At 48.9% G+C, this 21,213-nt stretch carries 18 protein-coding genes; all 18 read left to right on the top strand.

Features of this window, described 5'->3' with window-relative positions:
* The 18 genes from CGRAC_RS07745 (at position 1) to pglD (ending at position 21,130) form a co-directional block, all read left to right on the top strand.
* A complete protein-coding gene (locus CGRAC_RS07745; protein WP_005873307.1) occupies positions 1–1,212 on the top strand; it encodes a phosphoglycerate kinase in 1,212 nt (403 codons plus the stop codon).
* Complete coding sequence (locus tag CGRAC_RS07740; RefSeq protein WP_005873306.1) at positions 1,209–1,922, top strand: triose-phosphate isomerase; 714 nt, start codon at positions 1,209–1,211, stop codon at positions 1,920–1,922. Before CGRAC_RS07745 ends, CGRAC_RS07740 begins: the two co-directional genes overlap by 4 nt.
* Before the next feature lie 293 nt (positions 1,923–2,215).
* Positions 2,216–3,043: an enoyl-ACP reductase FabI gene (gene fabI, locus CGRAC_RS07735; RefSeq protein ID WP_005873304.1), complete on the top strand. Its 828-nt coding sequence runs from the start codon at positions 2,216–2,218 to the stop codon at positions 3,041–3,043.
* Between the two features lie 21 nt (positions 3,044–3,064).
* Positions 3,065–3,409, top strand: a complete 345-nt coding sequence (locus CGRAC_RS07730) for a hypothetical protein (protein WP_005873303.1) — start codon at positions 3,065–3,067, stop codon at positions 3,407–3,409.
* A 255-nt stretch (positions 3,410–3,664) separates the two neighbouring features.
* Entirely contained in the window at positions 3,665–5,029 is a 1,365-nt protein-coding gene (locus tag CGRAC_RS12540; protein WP_005873301.1) for a 3'-5' exonuclease, read from the top strand.
* Entirely contained in the window at positions 5,019–5,873 is an 855-nt protein-coding gene (locus CGRAC_RS07715; RefSeq protein ID WP_005873300.1) for a DNA ligase, read from the top strand. Before CGRAC_RS12540 ends, CGRAC_RS07715 begins: the two co-directional genes overlap by 11 nt.
* A 52-nt stretch (positions 5,874–5,925) precedes the next feature.
* Entirely contained in the window at positions 5,926–6,915 is a 990-nt protein-coding gene (galE, locus tag CGRAC_RS07710; RefSeq protein ID WP_005873299.1) for a UDP-glucose 4-epimerase GalE, read from the top strand.
* Positions 6,916–6,996: 81 nt separating this feature from the next.
* Entirely contained in the window at positions 6,997–8,535 is a 1,539-nt protein-coding gene (locus CGRAC_RS07705; protein ID WP_005873298.1) for a lipopolysaccharide biosynthesis protein, read from the top strand.
* Positions 8,532–10,154, top strand: a complete 1,623-nt coding sequence (locus tag CGRAC_RS07700) for a Coenzyme F420 hydrogenase/dehydrogenase, beta subunit C-terminal domain (protein ID WP_005873297.1) — start codon at positions 8,532–8,534, stop codon at positions 10,152–10,154. Before CGRAC_RS07705 ends, CGRAC_RS07700 begins: the two co-directional genes overlap by 4 nt.
* Complete coding sequence (locus CGRAC_RS07695) at positions 10,151–11,212, top strand: polysaccharide pyruvyl transferase family protein (RefSeq protein ID WP_005873296.1); 1,062 nt, start codon at positions 10,151–10,153, stop codon at positions 11,210–11,212. The genes CGRAC_RS07700 and CGRAC_RS07695 overlap by 4 nt, the downstream gene beginning before the upstream one ends.
* 1 nt (position 11,213) lies before the next feature.
* On the top strand, positions 11,214–12,293 hold the full coding sequence (locus CGRAC_RS07690; RefSeq protein ID WP_005873295.1) for a glycosyltransferase family 4 protein: 1,080 nt from the start codon (positions 11,214–11,216) through the stop codon (positions 12,291–12,293).
* Entirely contained in the window at positions 12,293–13,558 is a 1,266-nt protein-coding gene (locus CGRAC_RS07685; RefSeq protein ID WP_005873294.1) for a glycosyltransferase family 2 protein, read from the top strand. Before CGRAC_RS07690 ends, CGRAC_RS07685 begins: the two co-directional genes overlap by 1 nt.
* Positions 13,555–14,598: a glycosyltransferase gene (locus CGRAC_RS07680; RefSeq protein ID WP_005873293.1), complete on the top strand. Its 1,044-nt coding sequence runs from the start codon at positions 13,555–13,557 to the stop codon at positions 14,596–14,598. The genes CGRAC_RS07685 and CGRAC_RS07680 overlap by 4 nt, the downstream gene beginning before the upstream one ends.
* A gap of 245 nt (positions 14,599–14,843) precedes the next feature.
* The gene (gene pglJ, locus CGRAC_RS07675; protein ID WP_005873292.1) at positions 14,844–15,962 is read left to right on the top strand and encodes an N-acetylgalactosamine-N,N'-diacetylbacillosaminyl-diphospho-undecaprenol 4-alpha-N-acetylgalactosaminyltransferase; all 1,119 of its coding nucleotides are present in this window, start codon (positions 14,844–14,846) and stop codon (positions 15,960–15,962) included.
* Between the two features lie 2 nt (positions 15,963–15,964).
* A complete protein-coding gene (locus CGRAC_RS07670) occupies positions 15,965–18,745 on the top strand; it encodes an STT3 domain-containing protein (RefSeq protein ID WP_005873291.1) in 2,781 nt (926 codons plus the stop codon).
* Between the two features lie 73 nt (positions 18,746–18,818).
* A complete protein-coding gene (locus CGRAC_RS07665) occupies positions 18,819–19,946 on the top strand; it encodes a glycosyltransferase family 4 protein (RefSeq protein ID WP_005873290.1) in 1,128 nt (375 codons plus the stop codon).
* Positions 19,939–20,544, top strand: coding sequence for an undecaprenyl phosphate N,N'-diacetylbacillosamine 1-phosphate transferase (gene pglC / locus CGRAC_RS07660; protein WP_005873289.1), 606 nt, complete (start codon positions 19,939–19,941; stop codon positions 20,542–20,544). Before CGRAC_RS07665 ends, pglC begins: the two co-directional genes overlap by 8 nt.
* Positions 20,531–21,130: a UDP-N-acetylbacillosamine N-acetyltransferase gene (gene pglD, locus CGRAC_RS07655; RefSeq protein WP_005873288.1), complete on the top strand. Its 600-nt coding sequence runs from the start codon at positions 20,531–20,533 to the stop codon at positions 21,128–21,130. Before pglC ends, pglD begins: the two co-directional genes overlap by 14 nt.
* Positions 21,131–21,213 lie beyond the last annotated feature (83 nt).

Below are 21,213 nucleotides of genomic sequence, written 5' to 3'. Positions count from 1 at the left end.
ATGGGCGAAATTCTTTCGATTAAAGATTTGAAATTTAAAGACGGCGCGCGCGTTTTTATCAGGTGTGATTTTAACGTGCCGATGGATGAGTTTTGCAATATTACGGACGATCGTCGCATCCGTTCGTCTATCCCTACTATCAAATATTGCTTAGACGAGGGCTGCGCGGTAATTTTAGCCAGCCACTTAGGACGCCCGAAAAACGGATACGAAGAAAGACTTAGCCTAAAGCCTGTGGTAAAGAGGCTATCTAGGCTTTTGGAGCGCGAGATAAAATTTGTCTCCGACGTCGCGGGCGAGGAGGCAGGAGCTGCGGTAAATTCGCTTAAAAAGGGCGAAGTGCTTTTGCTAGATAATCTGCGCTTTGAAAAGGGCGAGAGCAAAAACGACGAAGCATTAGCTAAGAGGCTCGCAAGCTACGCGGAATTTTATATCAACGACGCTTTTGGCGTATGCCACCGCGCGCATGCTTCGGTAGAGGCGATTACGAAATTCTACGATGAGGCGCACAAGGCGGCGGGATTTTTGCTGCTAAAAGAGATAAAATTTGCCAAAGACCTTATTAAAGATCCTGCGCGTCCTTTTGTAGCCGTAACGGGCGGCAGCAAAGTAAGCGGCAAGCTTCAGGCGCTTAAAAATTTACTTCCTAAAGTCGATAAGCTCATCATCGGAGGCGGCATGGCATTTACCTTTTTAAAAGCCGTCGGATATGACATCGGCAAATCTTTGCTCGAAGAGGATCTAATCGAGGAAGCAAAAAATATTCTCCGCAATGCTCGCGAGCTTGGGGTTAAAATTTACATCCCCGTCGATGCCGTCGCAGCTCCGCAATGCTCGCAAGATGCCGTTACAAAAAAGGTTACCGTCCAAGAAATTCCAAGCGATTGGATGGGGCTAGATATCGGACCTGCAACCGTAGCGCTTTTTAAAGAAGCCCTAGACGATGCGCAAACGATCTGGTGGAACGGACCGATGGGAGTTTTTGAGATCGATAAATTCGCTCGCGGTAGTCTGCATATATCGCACACGATCGCAGATAGCGACGCCACAACCGTAGTGGGCGGCGGTGATACTGCAGATGTCGTCGAACGCGCGGGCAACGCTGATGATATGACTTTTATTTCTACCGGAGGCGGCGCGAGCTTAGAACTCATCGAAGGCAAGGAGCTGCCGGGCGTGCGAGTGCTTACTGCTAAAACGGAGCTGCGATGATACTGGCAGCAAATCTTAAATGCAACCATACTCGCGCTAGCTTTGAGCGGTATGCTAAAGCTTTAGATGAAGGCTTAGCGGGCGGAATTTCGCGCGAGGATGAAATTTTGGTTTTTCCTCCTGCTAGCGCATTTTGCGCGAAGGTGAAAAATTTCACCCAAGGCGCACAAAATTTCTATCCCGCCGCGCACGGCAGCTTTACGGGCGAGGTCGGCGGCGATATGCTTGCGGAATTCGACATCAAAACCGTTCTTATCGGACACAGCGAGCGGCGCGCTATTTTGGGCGAGAGCGCGGAGCTGATAAGAGAGAAATTCGGTTTTGCTGCGGCACGTGGCTGGCGCATCGTCTTTTGTATCGGCGAAGACGAGGCGGCATTTGCGCAAGATCGTAGCGAGGAGTTTGTGGCGGCACAGCTTGAGGGTATCGATCTAAAATATCCGAGCTTAGTACTGGCCTACGAGCCCGTCTGGGCGATCGGCACGGGCAGAAGCGCGCAGTGCCAGCAGATCGAAAGGATGCTAAATTTCTTGCGCGCTAAAAGCTCTGCGCCGCTACTTTACGGAGGCAGCGTAAACGTCGCAAATATCGGCGGGATAGCGGGCATAGCAAGCTGTGCCGGAGTATTAGTGGGGACGGCGAGCTGGGATGCGTCGAAGTTTTTGGAGCTTATACGCGTTGTCTCGCATCGCTATACTTCGTTGCCTTAAAATTTTGCTCGGTCATTACCTAATAGGGTAACTCCCGTCGCAAAATTTTAAGTCGCCTAGTCTAGCTTCGCGATACTGCCGCTATCGAATTGCGTTTAAAATTTGGCGTTTCGCAAGCTTTTGCGAATTTTAATTTTATAGAATTTTAAGTCAAATTGCGAAGGATTTTGAGATGATTTTTGGGGTTTTGCAGTTAAAATTTTGCGTAGGCTAGACGGATGGTCTGCCGAGCAAAATTTTAACAAAATCGCCAAAAAGCACTCAAAAGTCAAGCAAATTTTAAAGGAGAAATAATGATTTTAAAAGGCAAAAAAGGCCTCATCGTCGGCGTCGCTAACGCCAAATCTATCGCTTACGGCATCGCCGAAGCTTGTCACGCCCAGGGTGCACAGATGGCGTTTACCTACCTAAACGACGCGCTGAAAAAACGCGTAGAGCCGATCGCTGAGGAGTTTGGGAGCAAATTCGTCTATGAGCTCGACGTAAATAACCAAGCTCACCTTGACGGTCTTGCGGATCGTATCAAAGCAGACCTTGGCGAGATTGATTTCGTCGTGCACGCGGTAGCCTACGCGCCAAAAGAAGCGCTAGAGGGCGAGTTTGTGAATACTACAAAAGAAGCCTTTGATATCGCGATGGGCACGAGCGTGTATTCGCTACTAAGCCTCACGCGCGCGGTGCTACCGGTGCTAAAAGAGGGTGGCTCGGTGCTCACGCTAACCTACCTCGGAGGGCCGAAATTCGTGCCTCACTACAACGTTATGGGTGTTGCAAAAGCGGCTCTTGAAAGTTCCGTGCGCTATCTCGCTCACGATCTTGGCGCGCGCGGTATCCGCGTAAATGCTATCAGCGCAGGCCCGATCAAAACGCTTGCCGCAAGCGGAATCGGCGACTTTAGGATGATTTTGCGCTACAACGAGATCAACGCGCCGCTAAAACGCAACGTCACGACGCAAGACGTCGGCAAAAGCGCGATGTATCTGCTCAGCGACCTTGCTAGTGGCGTGACCGGCGAGGTACACTACGTCGACTGCGGCTACAACATCATGGGCATGGGCGACGTGGCTACCGACACTGAGGGTAAGACGATTCTCGCGTGGGATGCGGCTAAGGCCGAATAAGCGGCGTGCAAAAGGGAAAATTTGACGCGCACGGTGTATTACGAGGCTAGGCACAAAGCCATAGCGGAGGGCGGTGTAGAGGGCATTGCTACCGTTTTGCGAGGTGATGACGAGGTCGAAAAAGCCTCGCTTCTATTTTGCCTGGATTATTACCTTGATCCCTACTACGGCTGCACGCTGGCGCATGAGAGCGAAATTTTCGCCCTTTTGCAGGAGCTGCTTTTAACCGAGCGCTCGCAAGCTATCAGAGACGACATTTTGCAGCTTCTGGGCGATTACTGCGGCGATTTTAGCGTGCTGCGAAGCAGGATTTGCAAGGCGTCCGGCGAGCTTTTGCCGGGTATTAAGCGCTTGATCGAAAGATAAATTTAACGATCGGCACGCTTTTGCGCGCGGTAATTGCGCCGCGGCGAGCGATAGTGAAATTTGCCGCGCCTCCGCGCAGGCCCCTTTTTGTTGCGAAAATGCGGCAGCGTAAAATTTTAAGATTGAAAGCGGCGATGAGAACCTTGGATGAGCGAGGAGATCGATTAGGTGCGTACATAAAAACGGCATGAAGATAGAGGATTATTTCAGAGCCGTTTTTGAAAAAAGCGGTAAAAGCCGCCAGGAAGGAGCTTAATGAAAAAGGATTATATCTGCGTATTCGACTGCGAGACGATCCCCGACGTAGCGGCGCTGGTGCGGGTACTGGATGAGGATGCGATCGCGGACTGCTTCGAGCCTTTCGATAAAAAAAGCTTCGCAAAGCTTCTTGACGCGCAGCTCTCGCAAAAGATCGGCGGCGAGAAACAAAACGCGTCTTTAAATTTTGCTGTAAATTCGGCGGAGCAGAATTTTAAAATAGAAAATTCCGAGCAAAATTCCGCACTGCAAAGCTTTACGCAGCAAGACGTTGCGCTTCAAAGCTTCGCGAGTGAAAATTCCGCTGAAAATCCAACGCATGGAAATTTTACGAGCGAAAATTCCATGTCGCAAAATACAGCGCCCAAAAATTCCGCGTTGCTAAATTTAACCTACGACGATACCTCGCCTCAAAGCTCCGCGGCACAGGGCGCTGCGGTAGAAAATTCTACGCTCCGAAGCTCTGCGCCTCAGAATTTCGCGGCGGAAAGTTTTGCGTCCCGAAGCTCCGCATCCCAAAGCTCAAAGAGCGAAAATCTCGCTTTAAATTCCGCGCAAGATCCCGCGTCAAACGCGCTAAATTTTAAAATTTACGGCGAGCAGCCGATCTTTAACGCGGATAAAAGCAAAATTTTAAACCACAAATTGCTCTCGCTTAGGGCGATGGAGATTTTCAAAGAAAAAACCGGTAGCGAATTCCTGCCCGTTTGCTTCCACCGCGTCGTTAGCATTAGCGCTGTGATGGCGGACGGATTCGGCAGATTTTTGCGCGTCTCGACGCTTGATGGCGAGAACGAGCGCGATAAAATCGCAAAATTCCTAGCCTTCATCGAGGATTTTAATCCGCGGCTCGTAAGCTTCAACGGGCGTGGGTTCGATCTGCCGATGATTATGGCGCGCGCGATGTGTTACGATCTAAGCGCCGCGGCGTATTTTGAGACGAACGATCGCGATAATAACAAGAGCAAATGGGAGAACTACCGCAGCCGCTACGACGGGCGGTTTCATCTGGATCTGCTCGATCACATCAGCGATTTTGGCGCTGTGCGCGGGCTCAAGCTTGATCATGTCTGCGCCAGCGTGGGCCTTCCCGGCAAATACGACGTGCATGGCGATCAGGTCCTACAGCTGTATTACAGCGGCGAGCAGGCCAAGATCGACGAGTACTGCAGATCCGACGTGCTCAACACCTATTGGCTGTTTTTGAAATACGAGCTTTTGCGCGGTAAGATCACCAAGGACGACTATCTGAATTACATCGCGGTGATGGGAGAATTTTTGCAAAAAGAGTGCGCGGGCATGAGCTATACGCCCGTTTTTTGCGACTTTATAGAAAGGGAGCTAGCGGCATATGCGAAGTGAAATTTTTAAAATTTTAAAAGGCGCGGTTTTGGGTGCGCTGTTTTTGGTCTGCGGCGCGATCGCGGATGAGGCTAAATTTAAACCGATGCTGCTTAAAGAGTACGTCCCGGGCATGAATATCACGGGCTGGGTCGTTAGCGAGAAGCTGGACGGCGTGCGCGCGATCTGGGACGGCAAAAATCTGCGCTCCAGACGCGGCAAGATCATAAATGCTCCCGAGGGCTGGAGCGCGGGCTTTCCGCCGTTTTTTGTGGACGGCGAGCTATACACGGCGCGCGGGGAGTTTGAGCAGCTCGTATCGATCGTCTCTTCTAGCGTGCCCGATGAGCGCTGGAGCAGGGTGAAATTTTACGCGTTTGACCTGCCGAAGGAGCAGAAAAATTTAAGCGCGAAGATGGAAATTTTAAGAAATTTTATCGCTTCAAGTGGCGCGCAAAATTTACTCATCGTGCAGCAAACCCCAGTAAGCACGCACGCCGACGTGCAGGTGTATTTCGATCGCGTCATCGCATCTGGCGGCGAGGGGGTCGTGCTGCGCGATCCAAACGCGCTTTATGAAAGCGGCCGCAGCGATAAAATTTTAAAATACAAAAAGACGCATGATAGCGATTGCAAGGTCGTAAAAATCAACCCGGGTTACAGCAAAAACGAGGGCAAGATGGGCTCTTTAAGCTGCGTGGATCTACGTAGCGGAGTGAAATTTAAAGTAGGCACGGGCTTTAGCGACGAGATGCGGGCAAATCCGCCTAAAGTAGGCACGATCATCACCTATCAATACCAAAACCTAACCCGCGAGAAAAAGCCGCGCTTCCCCGTATTTTTGCGCGTGCGACCAGCGATTTAATCTAAGGGGCTATAATCGTGTATTTTGATAAATTTGATCCGAAGGAGAATAGATGAAAATTTTAATTACAGGCGGCGCGGGATACATCGGTAGCCACGTCGCAAAGGCGCTTTTAGAAGCGAACCGCCACGACGTCGTCATACTGGATAATCTTTGCAAAGGCTCGATGCGAGCGATCGAGGCGCTTCGCAAAATAGGCGAGTTTGAGTTCGTGCAAGAGAGCCTAGAAAATACCCCCGCAATCGAGAAGCTTTTTAAACGCGAGAAATTTGATGCGATTATTCATTTTGCGGCGTTTATTGAGGTTTTTGAAAGCACGCAAAATCCGCTAAAATACTACCTAAACAACACCGCCAACGCGATGAATTTGATCGCGCTTGCGAACAAATACGGCGTGAAAGACTTCATATTTAGCTCCACTGCGGCGACCTATGGCGAGCCGGACATCCCGCAAGTAAGCGAGGACACTCCGCAAAATCCGATCAATCCGTACGGCAGAAGCAAGCTGATGGTCGAGTGGGTGCTAAAAGACGCGGCAGCGGCAAATCCGAATTTTAAATATGGAATTTTGCGCTACTTCAACGTTGCGGGTGCGGCTAGCGACGGCACGATCGGGCAGAACTATCCGAACGCGACGCATCTAATTAAGGTAGCGACTCAAACGATCGTCGGCAAGCGTGATAAGATGAGCATTTTCGGCGATGATTACGACACCAAGGACGGCACCTGCATACGCGACTACATCCACGTAGAGGACCTCGCAAGCGCGCATCTGGCGGTACTTGATTATCTGCAGACTAACGACAGCGCGGTCTTTAACGTAGGATATGGCACGGGCTTTAGCGTAAAAGAGGTCGTTAATGAAGCTAAAAAAGTAAGCGGCGTGGATTTTAAAGTGCAGATCGCTCCGCGCAGAGCGGGCGATCCTGCCTGCCTCATCTCAAATGCAGATAAAATTCGCACCAAAACCTCTTGGCAGCCTGAGCATGAGAGCTTGGATGAGATCATCCTAAGCGCGCTAAATTGGGAAAAGAAGCTCTAGGTTCTAGCGTGAAAGTGCGATTTGAAATTTTAAAATTTTACTCCGCCGCGTTTAATAGCGGCGAGCAAAAGGAAGCCTTGTTTGCTTAAAATTCTAAACGCCCCCGAAGCCGCGCAGCGCAAGCTCGGCGTCGTGCTATCGTATGTGAATATCTTTGTTTCTACGATACTTACTTTGGTTTATACGCCGTTTTTCCTGCGGGCGCTAGGGCAGAGCGAGTTTGGGCTATATTCTTTGGCTAGTAGCGTTATCGGCTATTTGGCGATTTTGGATTTAGGCTTTGGTAACGCCGTGACGGTCTATACCGCCAAATACGCTTCAAGCGGCGAAGTGGAGCGCATGCATAAGCTGCACGGTACGATCTTTAGTGTGTATCTGGTAATGAGCGCGGTGATCGTGCTTGCAGGAGCTGCGCTGCTAGCCAATCTGCACGCGATTTTTGGCGCTAAGCTAAGCACTAGCGAGATGGGCGAAATTCGCATTATGCTAATGCTGCTAACTGCAAATTTGGCGATTAGCTTTCCTTTTAGCATCTATTCGTCGATCCTTACGGCGCATGAGAATTTCGTATTTATCAAGCTAATTGGGATCTTTCGCACGATCGCTCTGCCGCTAGCTGCGGTACCTGCGCTACTTTTGGGCTATAAGGCTATCGCGATCGTAATCATCGCTACGGCGGTAAATTTAATCTGCGTCGCGGCGGACTTCATCTACTGCAAGCGCAAAGTCTCGCCCGTGATAAGCGTGCGAAATTTCGACGCCCCCACGCTTAAGCAAATTTTTGGCTACTCATTTTTTATATTTTTAGGCATCGTAGTCGATCAAGTAAACTGGAATGTTGATAATTTTATCTTAGGCGCAGTAGCAGGCGCTACAGCGGTCTCCACGTATGCCGTAGCAAGCACGATAAATGCCACTTTCGTCACGCTTTCGCTCACCATTAGCGGCGTGATGCTTCCTAAAATCGCTAAAATGGTCTCTGCAAACTCCACCGATTCCGAGCTTAGCGCGGAATTTATCAAAATAGGCAGGCTGCAATTTTACGTGATATTTTTTATCGCGTCGCTTTTGGTGATTTTTGGGCGAGAGTTTATCGTGCTATGGGCGGGCGCGAATTACGAGATCTCATACGCAATCGCGCTTATTTTGGTGCTTCCAGTAAGCGTGCCGTTGATTCAAAATTTAGGCCTAGCTGTGCTTCAGGCAAAAAACAAAGTCAAATTTCGCTCAATCGCCGCGTTTTGCGTCACGCTCGTAAATATCGCTATTTCTATCCCGCTAGCTAAGGCTTACGGTGGCGTGGGCGCTGCGTGCGGTACGGCTTTTGCGATCACCTTGCTAAATATCTGCGTGATGAACATCTACTATTCTCGTGTAATCGGACTTGACATCGCTAAATTTTGGCGAAATATCGGCGCGATGGTAGTAAAATTTGCTCCCGCAATAGCAGTAAGCCTAGCGATAAATTACGCACTAGACTTGCGCGGAGTGAGCTTTTTGCTAATTTGCGGCGGGCTTTATTCGGCTATGTTTGTGCTAAGCGCATATTTTTGGGCGATGAATGACTACGAACGCGCGATTTTTGGCGGCATTGCGGCTAAGATAAGGAGGCGGGCTTGAGCTTCAATGTAATTAGCGAAGTGGTTACGAAAGACCGCTGTATCGGCTGCGGCGTCTGCGCGAGTAGCTGCCCTTTTGGCGTGCTAAAAATGCGGCTTGGAGGCAATGGATTTTACGCGCCCGAGGAGGGCGAAGGGTGTCGCGACAAATGCGATATCTGCCTAAAAGTCTGCCCGTTTTACAAAAAAGACACGCTTGAAAACGAGCTAAATTCTAAATCATACGCAGAGTTGGAAAGCTTTAGCCCAGATTTTGGCAGGTTTTTAGCCACTTACAAATTCTACAAAAAAGATGAAGCGCAGCGCTTAAGCAGTGCAAGCGGCGGTGCGGGAGATTATATTTTTCGCGAGCTTTTTGCGCGCGGGCTCATTGATTACGCGATTTGCGCCGTGCCTGCGGACGAAGGGGATTTCATAGCCCAAAATTCCAAGCGGGATTTTTCCGCCCGCGAAAATTTAGTGGTGGCTCAGAATTTACAAAATTCCGCAACTAAAAATTCCGAGCAGAATTCCGTAATACCGAATTTAACGCAGAATTTGGCGGACGATGATTATATAAATTTTACGAGTGTACAAAATTCTTTTTGCGAAAATTTTACGCAGAATTCCGCGCAGAATTTTACAAATGAAAATTCCGCGCAGAAGTCTAAAGCTTCTTGTGAAAATTCCGTATCAACGCAGGATTTTGCTTGCGAGAATTCCAAAAACGCGCGAAATTATGCGGGCGAAAATTTCGTGCCGCTATTTAAATTTAGCGTGATAAAAAATGCTGGTGAGCTTACTCGCGCACGCTCGTCCGCTTACTATCCGCTCACGCTTGAAGCGGTGTTAAATGAGATGTCGCGCCGCGAGGGCAGATATGCGATCAGCGCGCTGCCGTGCTTTGCAAAAGCTTTAAGGCTTGCTGCGAGCAAAAATCCGCGCCTTAAATCCCGCATAAGCTTTATTATCGGGCTGGTTTGCGGACAGGGCAAGGGTGCTGGTTTTACGCATAAGCTGGCAGATCTTGCGTTTAAAGAGCGTAAGCAGCTCGCGGCGGTTAATTACAGATATAAAATCGCGGGCAAAAGTGCGATGAGCTTTGGTTTTAAATTCCGCGCTACAGATGGTAGCGAGGCGATAGACGATCGCAGCAGTAGCGCCTTTGCGTACTGGAGTTCGCGCGCTTTTACGCCACTTGCGTGCAACGCCTGCACTGACGTTTTTGCCAAATGCGCCGACGTCGTGCTGATGGATGCGTGGCTGCAAAGCGAAATGAGCGAGTGGCGCGGCACATCGCTCGTAATTACGCGCGCAGCTCAGATCGACGCACTGTTTTCGCAGCCTACGAAGCAGGCGCGCGAGGCGATTTTTTGCGAGCGGATATCCGCAGCAGAGGTGCATCGCTCGCAGAAAAGCCAGGTGGAGTGCAAAAACGAAATTTTCTACGGCGCGAAAAACCCGCTTAAGCGTTACATCTTGCGCCAGAAGCTTCAGATCCAGCGATATAGCGCTACGCATTTTGATTGTGATGATTTCATCGCTGCTAGGCTTAAAAAAATTGCCGCGGCAAATAAAGTGCTAGCGCTTTTGGCGCTACCAAAGATTGCGGCATATAAAATTTATAGGAAGTTTGCATGAAGATCGGGATTTTTACCCTGCCGCTAGTGAATAATTACGGCGGAATTTTACAAGCTTACGCGCTAAGCCGCGTGCTAGTGGAGCTTGGGCATGAGCCACGTCTCATAAACTTGCGTCTGCAAAGAAGTAAACTATCGATTGCGTATATTAAATTTTTAGTGGCGCGCACGCTAAAAAAGGAGCTTAGCGGAGCGAAATTTAATCCCTCTTACGAGCGCGATACTAGCGAGTTTGTGGCGGAAAATATCCCTTTAACCGCGCCTGTTTGCACGCCTACGGATTTAAAGGCGCTGTGCGAGAAAGAACGCTTTGAAGCGGTGATTTTAGGAAGCGATCAGGTTTTTCGCCCTAGCTATTTTGCGGATTTTGCAGATTGCTTTAGCCTTGGATTTTTGCCGCCTAACTGCACGCGGATCGCCTATGCTGCAAGCTTCGGCGGAGATAGGCTCTGTGGGCTTAAAAATCCCGCGGATTTAAAAGCTCACGCTGCAAATTTGGCTAAATTTAAAGCTATTTCTGTGCGCGAGCGCGATGGTGTAAAGCTTGCGCGCGAATGCTTTGGCGTAGATGCGAGCTGGGTGCTAGATCCTACGCTTTTGGCTAACAAAGAGATTTACGATAAATTTTTAAGCCATGCGCCAAAGCGCAAAGGCTTTGCCTATATCTTAGATCCATCGCCTCGCTCAGAAGCGGCGATAGAGCTATTAAAGAAGCAAAGCGGACTAGAGATAGATGAGGTAAACGACCGCGGCAACCGCATCGGCATAAAAGCGTGGCTAAGCGCTATTGCGGGCGCGGAGTTCGTGTTAACCGACTCATTTCACGGCTGTGTATTTTCTATAATCTTTAATAAGCCGTTTTTTGTGCTTGTTAACGCTAGTCGCGGCGCGTCGCGCTTTAGTTCGCTTTTGGACTCGTTCGGGCTTGAAGATAGAGCTTTGCAAGATCCCAAAGACGCACGATTGGACGCGACTATCGATTGGGATGGCGTAAATGAGGCGTTGCACCGTAAAAGAGAGGACTCGATGAAATTTTTAAAAATAAGTTTAGGCTCATAAAATGAAAATAGCTATGGTAATTTCTGCTTTAGGCAAGGGCGGTGCCGAGCGCGTGCTAAGCGTGCTGGCAAATTTTTTCTGCCGCGAGAATGAAGTCTGCGTGATAAAATTTGACGCAGATGAGCCGTTTTACGCGCTGGATCCTAAGATCGAGCTTATTAGCTTGGATTTGGGCGTAGGCGATTTAGGAGTTTTTGGAAATATAAAAAAGCGCTATGATAAAATTTTAGCCTTGCACAGGCTTCTAAAAAGTCGTAAATTTGACATCGTAATCTCGTTTTTAGATAATACTAATGTCCTTACGCTGATCGCAAATCTAGGAGTCGGGCAGAAAATCATCGTCTCCGAACACACCAATCATCGCTTTTTAAAAAGTCCGATCTGGCGAGCGCTAAAGCGGATCTTTTATCCGCAAGCTGCAGGTCTTAGCGTGCTTAGTAAATTCGATCTGGATCATTACACATATGTACAAAATCGCGTGATTATGCCTAATCCGATGTTTGAGATCAGCCATGCTAAAGACGCCCGCCCGCCTAAAGAAAATATCATCCTAGCAGCTGGCCGGCTCAATGTCTATAAGGGCTTTGACGTCCTTCTTAAGGCGCTTGCGCTTATAGATTTCAATCTTTTAAAAGAGTGGAAGGTGGTGATCGCAGGCGACGGAGAGGAGCGAAAGAGCCTTGAAAGCCTAGCTGCGAAGCTGCGCTTAAATGTGCAGTTCATCGGTTTTGTGCGCGATATCGAAAGCTTATATGAACGCGCTAAAATCGTAGTCGTAACCTCCAAGATGGAGGGCTTTTGCAATATTTTGATGGAGAGTATATTTTTTGGTACCGCTAGAATTTCTACAGATTGCATCGCAGGTCCTAGCGAGCTTATAAGCGACGGCGTAGATGGGTTTTTGTGTCCTGTAGGCGATAGCGCAAGTATCGCTAAAAAGCTTGAAATTCTAATGAGCGACGAAAAGCTGCGCGAGCGGCTCGTGCAAAACGCCTCCAAGCGCGAGGAGAGCTTTAAAATTGAAACGATCGGGCGACGCTGGTTGGATTTCATAGCCGCTACGATACACAGGGAGGAATAATGAGCGTGGGTCCCCTAATCTCGGTCATCATCCCCGTTTATAATGTTAAAGAATTCCTGCGCGCTTGCGTGGAGCGTATCACGGCACAGACCTATGCGAACTTAGAAATTTTGCTCGTAGATGATGGATCAAATGATGGCAGCGAGGCGATTTGCGACGAATATGCCGCGCGCGATCTCCGTGTACGAGTGCTGCATAAATCAAACGGCGGGCAGGCTAGCGCACGAAACGCCGCTTTAGATGTCGCTCGCGGAGAGTTTATCAGTTTCGTAGATAGCGACGATTTGATAAGCCTTGATTTGATTGAGACGCTTTTTCGCCTGACGCAGAAATTTTGCACCAAGATCGCTATGTGCGGCTACGCGGCATTTAGCGACGAGAGCGAAATAAATAATTTCAAGGCGGCTTTGAATTCTAAAGAAAATCAAAATTCTAAAGAGATTAGCAATCCAGGAGGGGTTGCAAATTCAAATGCCAATGCAGGCGAATATAAAATATCGCCGCAAGAGCTTTTTAGACGCAGCTGCACGCAGGATCCGTATTTTAGCACCGCGGTTTGGCGCGCGCTGTTTGCTCGCGAAATTTTCACTGCTTTGCGCTTTCCTGCGGGGCAGATCTATGAGGATGTAGCGATATTTTTTGATATTTTTAACGCTTCTATTGCGGCGTACACGGATGAAATTTTATATTTTTATCGCGTAAGGGCGGGCTCGACCGTAAACTCATTCGCGCGCAGGCATCTAGCGGTAATCGCTGCGGTGCGCCGCTATACTGAGGCGATCGCTGCGAATTATCCGAGCTTGGCGCGCGAGGCTAATTTCACTCGCTGCGAATCCGCGCTGAATACGGCGTTTTTAATCATTAAATCAAGCTTTGATGCCGCAGGCTCGGATGGGGATGCGACTTCTCCTTCCGAGGCTAATACGTGCAGCTTGGCAAACGAGGCGGATTTGCGCGGTGCTGATAGTTTATTTTGCGCATGCAGTAAAAATTCCGTAGTTAAAAATTCCGTCGGGCAAAATTATATGCGAAATTCTAAGCAAAATTCTGCGTCGCAAAGAAAGACCGCAGATCCCCGCTCTCCTTTAAGCGCTGCAGAAGCTGCGGATCAGATCCGCTCACTGCACGCTTTGGTGCGCGAGCGGCTGGATTTTGGATTTTTCGCGACGCATGCAAGCCGCACGCAGACGCTGATGATGGTCTTGTTTTACGCTAGCCCCGCGCTTTTGCAGCTATTTTATAAAATTTATCGGAAGCTAAAATGAAAATTTTATTCGTCATCGCGGCTCTTAGAAACGGCGGCGCCGAGCGCGTGTTGCAGGTTTTAGCAAACCATTTTGCGCGCGCAAACGACGTTACGATCGCGATTTTGGAAAACGACGAGGGTAGGTATAAATTTAGCGAAAAGATAAAATTTTTGCATCTGGATGTTTATAAAAACGGCGGCAGGTTCGATAAATACAGAATTTTGCGCGAGTGTTTCAAGCGCGAGCGCCCAAGCGTCATCATCAGCTTTATGGACTGGACGAACGTAGCGTGCGTGATCGCAAGCTTCGGGCTAGGCATCCCGCTCATCGCGACCGAACACAACGCGCACGATTATCTGCGAAGCGGGTTTTTTAGCCGCGTGCGCGATCTGTGCTACAAAAAGGCAGATGCGCTTACGGTGCTTACGCGCTCGGACTTTGAGTACTATTCGCGATTTGTCAAAAACTGCTTCGTCGTGTACAACCCCTTTTTCGGCGAGATCTGCGATGCCAAAGGCGCCAAGCGAAACGTGATCTTAAGCGTCGGCAGGCTCGAGCCCGTAAAGGGGTATGAAATTTACTTTGACGCGCTAAGCAGGATAGATAAAAGCCTGCTTGCGAAGTGGGAAATTTTAATCGCGGGCGATGGCTCGCTGCGCGAAAGCTTGCACGAGCTTGTGGCGCGTCTCGGGCTTGAAGTGCGATTTTTAGGGCACAAGCAGGACGTGAGCGAGCTGTATAAAGAAGCCAAAATTTTTGTGCTAAGCTCGCTTAATGAAGGGCTTTCAAACGTGCTGATCGAGTCTGCGTTTTACGGTTGCGCACGGCTTAGCAGCGACACAGCGGGCGCAAAAGAGCTCATAAAGGACGGCTTTAGCGGCATTTTGTTTAAACGCGGCGATGCGAATGAACTTACGAGCAAGCTTGAAAATTTAATGCGTGATGAGGAGCTGCGAGACGCTCTCGTGCAAAATGCAAATGAAAATTTAGACGAGTTTTCGCAAGAGCGCATCATTAAGCTCTGGCAGGGCTTGATTGATCGGTTTGCGCGCAAATAGCAGCCGTTTATCGATGCCCTAGCGGCGCGCGGAGATAAATTTAAACTTCGATGTGCTAAGATAGCGTCTTGTGCTCGAGCAAAACGGCGTGTTTAAATTTGCCGCATCGCGCGATGAAATTTAGCCGCTTGGGGCAGCGCAAAATGCGCTAAATTTAAAACGGAGTGCGCGACGTATGCTCGCGTAAAAAGGCGTGAGCAAAGCTTAAATTTAGGGCGCAGCAGCGATATTTAAAAGGTAAAGGGATGAAGAAATTAAGCGTTTTTATATATTCGATGGCAGGAGGAGGCGCCGAGCGCGTCGTAAGCAACCTCTTAGGAGAGCTTACGGCACGCTACGAAGTGCATCTGGTGCTGATGAACGAAAGGATTTTTTATGAAATTCCAAGCGGCGTGCAGATACATTTCATCGAAAAATCAGCCCCTTTTGAAAATGGACTGCTGAAGCTCGCAAAGCTGCCGTTTTTGGCGCTTAGGTACAAAAAGTTATGCGAGCGCCTAGGTATCGACATCCACTTCGTTTGGATGAACCGCCCTTGTTACGTGGCGGCGCTGGCGCGAGTTTACGGATTGGGCGGAACGATGATTTTTAACGAATGCTCGACGCCGTCGGTGCTGTATAAAGAGCCGAGCTTCAAATCCAAAATTTCAAAGCTTCTGCTGCGCAAGCTCTATCCGAAGGCCGATTTTATCTTTCCGAACTCGCTTGGAAATTTGCGCGATCTAGCGGATAATTTCGGGATTGACGAGCGCAAGATGAGCGTGCTATACAACGCGATCGATCTTGATGAGATCAGTCGCAAGGCAAGCGAGCAGGTCGCGCAGGAACGGCCGTTTTTCCTAAGCGTCGGCAGGCTCGATGCGGGCAAAAATCACGCGCTTTTGATCCGCGCGTATGCAAATTTAAAAAATAACGACAAAGACCTGCTGATCTTAGGTGACGGCGTGCTGCGAGCCGAGCTTGAGGCCTTGATAGAGGAGCTAGGCTTGGGCGGTCGCGTGAAGCTTTTGGGCTTTGACGCAAACCCGTATAAATATATGGCCAGATGCTACGCGTTTGTCTTCGTAAGTCTTTTTGAGGGGTTTTCAAACGCGCTCATCGAAGCTCTTGCATGCGGCAAGCTCGTGATTTCAAGCGATCATCAAAGCGGCGCGCGCGAGCTTTTGGGGCAGAGCGAATGGGGCGTGCTAGTAGGCGTAAACGATCTAGAAAGCACCCAAGCGGCGATGCAAAAAGCGCTGGATGATGAAAATTATGTAAAATTTTATGAGAAAAAGGCTAAAATTAGAGCCTCGTTTTTCGATAAAAAACGGATAGCAAGCGAGCTGATCGCAAAAATAGAACAAATCGACGAAGGAAAATAGGCGTGGGTGAAGAAAAAAAGGCTTTTAGCGTCAGAGAGATCGACGAAGGATCGGACGATCAAAAAGACGCGCAATCAATGGGTGCCGACAAAGCTGCCTTAAGCGAAAATTTCGCTAGTGAGGGAAATTTTGACGCAGGGCATTCCGCAGGCGGCGGAGAGAATTTTAGCGGCGAAAATGCCGAGCTTGAGGGTGGCGAGGACGCCGTGCCTCAGAGCGATAAAAATTCTGCGCTTGATGCAAAAAATTCTGCGAGCAAAAATTCCGCGCAAGTCGGCGTTAAAAATTTAAGCGACGATCAAGCGCGCGCTGTTTCTGCAAAAATGCGAGCACAAAAAAAATCCAAAAAGGCTAAAAAATCAAGCGGACGAAATTCTGCCTCGGTAAATTCTGAAAATTCCGCAGGCGCAAATTCTACAAACTCAAATTTAAAGGGCGCTGCAAATTCCACGAGCAAAAATTCTACAAATAAAAATTCCGCTGGCACTGCGAACTCTACAAATAAAAATTCCGCAAAAGCCGCTAATTTGACTAAATTTAAAAATGCGAATTCTGCAAGTGCTTTAAATTCTACAAACGGTATAAATTCTGATAATTCTAAAAACTCCACAGCAGAAAATTCCCAAAATTCTAAAAATCAGTCAGCTGGCGCGCTTCCTGCTAGGCGCAGAATTTTTGGCTTCATAAAAAATTATGAGTTCTCCAAGCATATTTTGCTGATGATTTTGCTCGCGTTTGCCTTTAGCGTGGCGTTTCGTATGTGGTGGGTGCACTGGGCGAGCGGCTTTCCGAATTACTTCTTTTGGGACGGCGAGCTGATGATAAACACAAACGACGGCTACGCCTTTGCAGAGGGCGCGCGCGACCGACTCGCCGGCTTTCATCAGCCCAACGATCTTAGCTACTTTAGTGCACCGCTTTCGATCGTAACGGCGTTTTTGGCTGAAATTTTGCCCTTTAAAATCGAGACGATATTCGTTTATCTGCCGGCTTTGTTTAGCTCGCTCATCGTAGTGCCGATTTTGCTTATCTCAAGCGAGTTTCGCTGCATGCGCGCAGGCTTCATCGGTGCGCTTGTCGCGAGCGTGGCGAATAGCTACTACAACCGCACGATGGCTGGGTATTACGACACCGATATGCTAAATATCGTGCTTGCGATGTGTATTTTGTGGGCGCTCATCCGCATTTGCACACGCGGCTCGCGCAGCACGCTGTTTTGGCTGGGCGTGTTTGTGATATTTTATATGTGGTGGTATCCGTCCAGCTTCTCGCTAAATTCCATGATGCTCGCCGTATTTTTCGCCTACACGCTGATTTTTAAACGAAAAAGTGCGGTAAATTACGAAGCGATGATTATCTTTTTGATCGCGCTTTGCTCTACGCCTTTGGTAGCTAAAATTTTAATCTCGCTTGCGCTATTTTGGCTCTTTGCGTTTAGAGGAAAGCTATTAAATTTTAAAATTTTAGCGATTATCGGCGCACTTGCCGTAGTCTTTTTCGTCGCAAACGGAGGTCTTAGTCCGATAATCTTTCAGGCGAAATTTTATATCTTCCGTTCCTTTGCGGACAACGCCGATACGGCATTTCATTTTTTCAACGTCAATCAAACGATCCAAGAATCTGGCATCGTGCCACCTAAGATCTTTATGGAGCGCATCAGCTCGCACGTCGCGGTTTTCGTGATCGCGGCAATCGGATATTTGGTGCTTTGCTTTAGACATAAAGAATTTTTACTCTCGATCCCGCTTCTGCTTTTAGGCTTTGCGGCAAACAAAGCGGGCCTTAGATTTACGATCTATGCCGTGGGTGTGATGGGGTTAAGTTTCGGATATATTTTATATTTTTGCGTAAAGCGCTTGGATCTGCCAAAGATCGCGGGACGCGCGATACTGCTTATTTTGACGGCGCTTGCGATCTATCCCGCGTGGCAGCACATCGTCTCGTACAAGGTCGATACGGTCTTTTATCAAAGCGAGGTGCGGGTGTTTGACGAGCTTAAAGATAAAGCGCAGCGCGAGGATTACGCGCTTTCGTGGTGGGACTACGGTTACGGCATACGCTATTACAGCGACGTAAAGACCCTCATCGACGGCGGCAAACACCTCGGCAACGATAATTTTCCCGTTAGCTTCGCGCTTTTTAGAGATCAGATGAGCTCCGCAAATATGGCGCGCCTGGATGTCGAATACACCGAGCGCGGATATAGCGAAAAAATTCCAAACAAGCTAAAGCAAATTTTAAAAGACTACAACGCGACCGATGTAAATGATTTTATCTTAGGCTTGGGACTGGCCGATTTTAAGCCGCCGAAGCCTACGCGCGACATCTACTACATCCTGCCCGATCGCATGATGAATATCTTCCCCGTCGTCACGCAGTTTTCAAACATCGACATCACCGACGGCAAGCAGCTGGGCGAGCTGTTTTTCATAACGAGCGATAGGTTTGTTCAGGATCAAAGCGGCGTGCATATGGACAACGGCTTTTCGATCTCGCCGAATTTGCTTAGTCTGGAATTTAGCGGCAGAAAATTTGCGATCAATACCTTTTACGAAACGAGCTACGACGCGAGCGGCAGGTTGGCGGTCAAGGAGCTTAATATGGACAGCAGCGCGCAATTTTACGTGGTTTTCATGCGCGATTACGGGCGATTTTTGCTACTAGATAAGACGATGCTAAACTCAAGCTACATTCAGCTTTTTGTATTTGAAAGATATAGGCCCGAGCTATTCGAGCCTGTAATCTTAAGCCCTGCTGTGAAAGTTTATAAATTAAAGCGCTAGATAAAATTTTGCCGCAAGCCAAGGAGAAATTTATGAAATTTAATCTCGCAACGACAAGCAAGGAATGCAGCATATGGCTCGCATAGGATTTTTAAGCCATGCCGATATGAGCTTACATTTCTTTCGCCGCCCGATAATGCAGGCTTTAAAAGAGCGCGGGCACGAGGTTTTCGCAATCGCTCCTCGCGGCGCTTATACGCAGGATTTGGCACGCGATTTTAATGCCGTAACCTACGATCTTGATCGGGCGAGCTTAAATCCGTTTACCGTATTTAGTAACACCAAAGCCCTTGCGCGTGAGCTAAAGAGGTTAAATTTGGACCTGCTGCAAACAGCTGCGCACAAATCAAACGTGTTTGGTACACTGGCGGCTCGAGAGGCAGGTATAAAATATGTGATAAACTTAGTCGAGGGGCTGGGCAGCTTTTATATCGACGATGATATTAAAACAAGGCTCGTGCGAGCGGTATTGGAGAAGCTTTATAAATTTTCATTTTCGCAGGCGGATGCTTGCGTATTTGTAAACGATGCCGATCCTGATTATATGCTATCTCGCGGGCTTATTGCGAAGCAAAAGGTCATAAGAATTAAAAGCGTAGGCGTAAATGCTGAAAGATTCAACCCCGAAATCGTTAGTGCAGCGGATCTGGGCGAGGATTTGCACGGCAAAAAGATCGTACTGATGATAGCTCGCGCGATGTGGCATAAGGGCGTGAGAGAATTCTACGAAGCAGCAGAAATTTTAAAAGATCGATCGGATGCGAAATTTGTCTTCGTAGGCGAGGGTTTTGCGGGCAATAAAAGTACCGCCGATCCTGCGTTTTTGCGAAGCGGCGCGGTGTATTATCTAGGCGCCAGAAACGATGTGCCTGAGCTTTTGAAGGCTAGTTACTTGCTGGCACTGCCTAGCTACAAGGAGGGCTTTCCGCGCACGGTTTTAGAGGCGATGAGCATGGCGCGAGCCTGCGTGGTGAGCGACTGCAGCGGCTGCGTGGAAGCTGTGCAAGAAGGGGTAAACGGCTTAATCTGCCGCACTCGCGACGCAGAGGGTCTTGCGCGAAAGATCGAAATTTTATTAGACGATACCGCGCTTTGCGAAAGGCTTGGACGAAACGGGCGCGAGATGGTGCTTGCAAATTACGACGAAAAGATCGTCACGGAAAAATATTTAGAGGTTTATAGGAAATTTATCGATGTATAGAGGTTTTTTAAAACGCGCGCTTGATTTTACGGCGGCTTTGATTTTGATTATTTTGGTTTCGCCCGTGATGGCGCTTACGTGGTTCTTGATCCGCAAGCACATTAGCAAAAGCACGATTTTTACGCAATCTCGCCCTGGATTTGATGAGCAAATTTTTAAAATTTACAAATTTAAAACGATGAGCGACGAGCGCGGCGCAGACGGCGAGCTTCTGCCCGACGAAGAGCGGCTGAACGATTACGGCAAAAAGATCCGCGCGCTAAGCCTGGATGAGCTGCCGCAGCTTTTCAACGTACTAAAGGGCGATATGAGCTTCATCGGACCGCGCCCTTTACTGATCGAATACTTGCCGCTTTATTCGCCGCAGCAGCGTCTGCGGCACAGCGTGCGTCCGGGTATCACGGGGCTTGCGCAGGTAAACGGTCGCAACGCGATCAGCTGGGAGAAAAAATTTGAGTTCGACACGTATTACGCGCAAAATTTAAGCTTCGCGCTCGATCTTAAGATTGCGCTTTTAACGATTAAAAAGGTGCTTGCAAAAGAGGGCGTGAATAAAGAGGGCATGGCGACGACGGAGAAATTTAATGGACACAACTAAAATTTACGTTTACGGCGCGAGCGGACACGGGCTGGTAGTCGCGGACGTCGCGCTAGCCGCGCGCGGGGCTAAATTTAACGAGGTCGTTTTTTTAGACGACGCGGCGGGGCTGAAATTTAGCGAGGATCTGCCTAAGCACCCCGTAATAATCGCAATCGGCGATAATAAAACTCGTGCAAAGATCCAAGAGAGAGTATCGCGCGCAGGTTTTGAGATAGCGACGTTAATTCATCAAAGCGCCATCGTTAGCCCAAGCGCCGCTATCGGCGAGGGCGCGGTCGTAATGCCCGGCGCCGTGATAAACGCGCGAGCTAAAATCGGTCGCGGCGCGATAATCAACTCTGGCGTCGTAATCGAGCATGAGTGCGAGATCGGCGAGTTCGCGCACATTAGCCCAAACGCGGCGCTTGCGGGCGGTGTGAAGGTGGGGGCGTTTTCGCACATTGGAATCGGTGCCAGCGTCATTCAGAGGCTAAGTATCGGGCAGCGCTGCATCATCGGCGCGGGCGCTGCGGTGGTGCGCGACATAGCTAGCGACAGCGTAGCCGTAGGCGTGCCTGCTCGCGTGATCAAAAAAAATAGCTGAATTTAAAATTTATAGCATTAAAAGTGATAAAATCCGAGCATTTAAATTTTATGCCGAAAGCTAAATTTAGCCTTGCGACGCGC

Origin of the sequence: Campylobacter gracilis, assembly GCF_001190745.1 — a bacterium.
Lineage (GTDB): Bacteria > Campylobacterota > Campylobacteria > Campylobacterales > Campylobacteraceae > Campylobacter_B > Campylobacter_B gracilis.
This window is presented reverse-complemented; position numbering and strand designations above follow the sequence as displayed.

Coding starts and splice junctions, on each gene's coding strand:
- CGRAC_RS07745 (WP_005873307.1), top strand. CDS start 1: ATGGGCGAAATTCTTTCGATTAAAGATTTGAAATTTAAAGACGGCGCG.
- CGRAC_RS07740 (WP_005873306.1), top strand. CDS start 1,209: ATGATACTGGCAGCAAATCTTAAATGCAACCATACTCGCGCTAGCTTT.
- fabI (WP_005873304.1), top strand. CDS start 2,216: ATGATTTTAAAAGGCAAAAAAGGCCTCATCGTCGGCGTCGCTAACGCC.
- CGRAC_RS12540 (WP_005873301.1), top strand. CDS start 3,665: ATGAAAAAGGATTATATCTGCGTATTCGACTGCGAGACGATCCCCGAC.
- CGRAC_RS07715 (WP_005873300.1), top strand. CDS start 5,019: ATGCGAAGTGAAATTTTTAAAATTTTAAAAGGCGCGGTTTTGGGTGCG.
- galE (WP_005873299.1), top strand. CDS start 5,926: ATGAAAATTTTAATTACAGGCGGCGCGGGATACATCGGTAGCCACGTC.
- CGRAC_RS07695 (WP_005873296.1), top strand. CDS start 10,151: ATGAAGATCGGGATTTTTACCCTGCCGCTAGTGAATAATTACGGCGGA.
- CGRAC_RS07690 (WP_005873295.1), top strand. CDS start 11,214: ATGAAAATAGCTATGGTAATTTCTGCTTTAGGCAAGGGCGGTGCCGAG.
- CGRAC_RS07685 (WP_005873294.1), top strand. CDS start 12,293: ATGAGCGTGGGTCCCCTAATCTCGGTCATCATCCCCGTTTATAATGTT.
- CGRAC_RS07680 (WP_005873293.1), top strand. CDS start 13,555: ATGAAAATTTTATTCGTCATCGCGGCTCTTAGAAACGGCGGCGCCGAG.
- pglJ (WP_005873292.1), top strand. CDS start 14,844: ATGAAGAAATTAAGCGTTTTTATATATTCGATGGCAGGAGGAGGCGCC.
- CGRAC_RS07665 (WP_005873290.1), top strand. CDS start 18,819: ATGGCTCGCATAGGATTTTTAAGCCATGCCGATATGAGCTTACATTTC.
- pglC (WP_005873289.1), top strand. CDS start 19,939: ATGTATAGAGGTTTTTTAAAACGCGCGCTTGATTTTACGGCGGCTTTG.
- pglD (WP_005873288.1), top strand. CDS start 20,531: ATGGACACAACTAAAATTTACGTTTACGGCGCGAGCGGACACGGGCTG.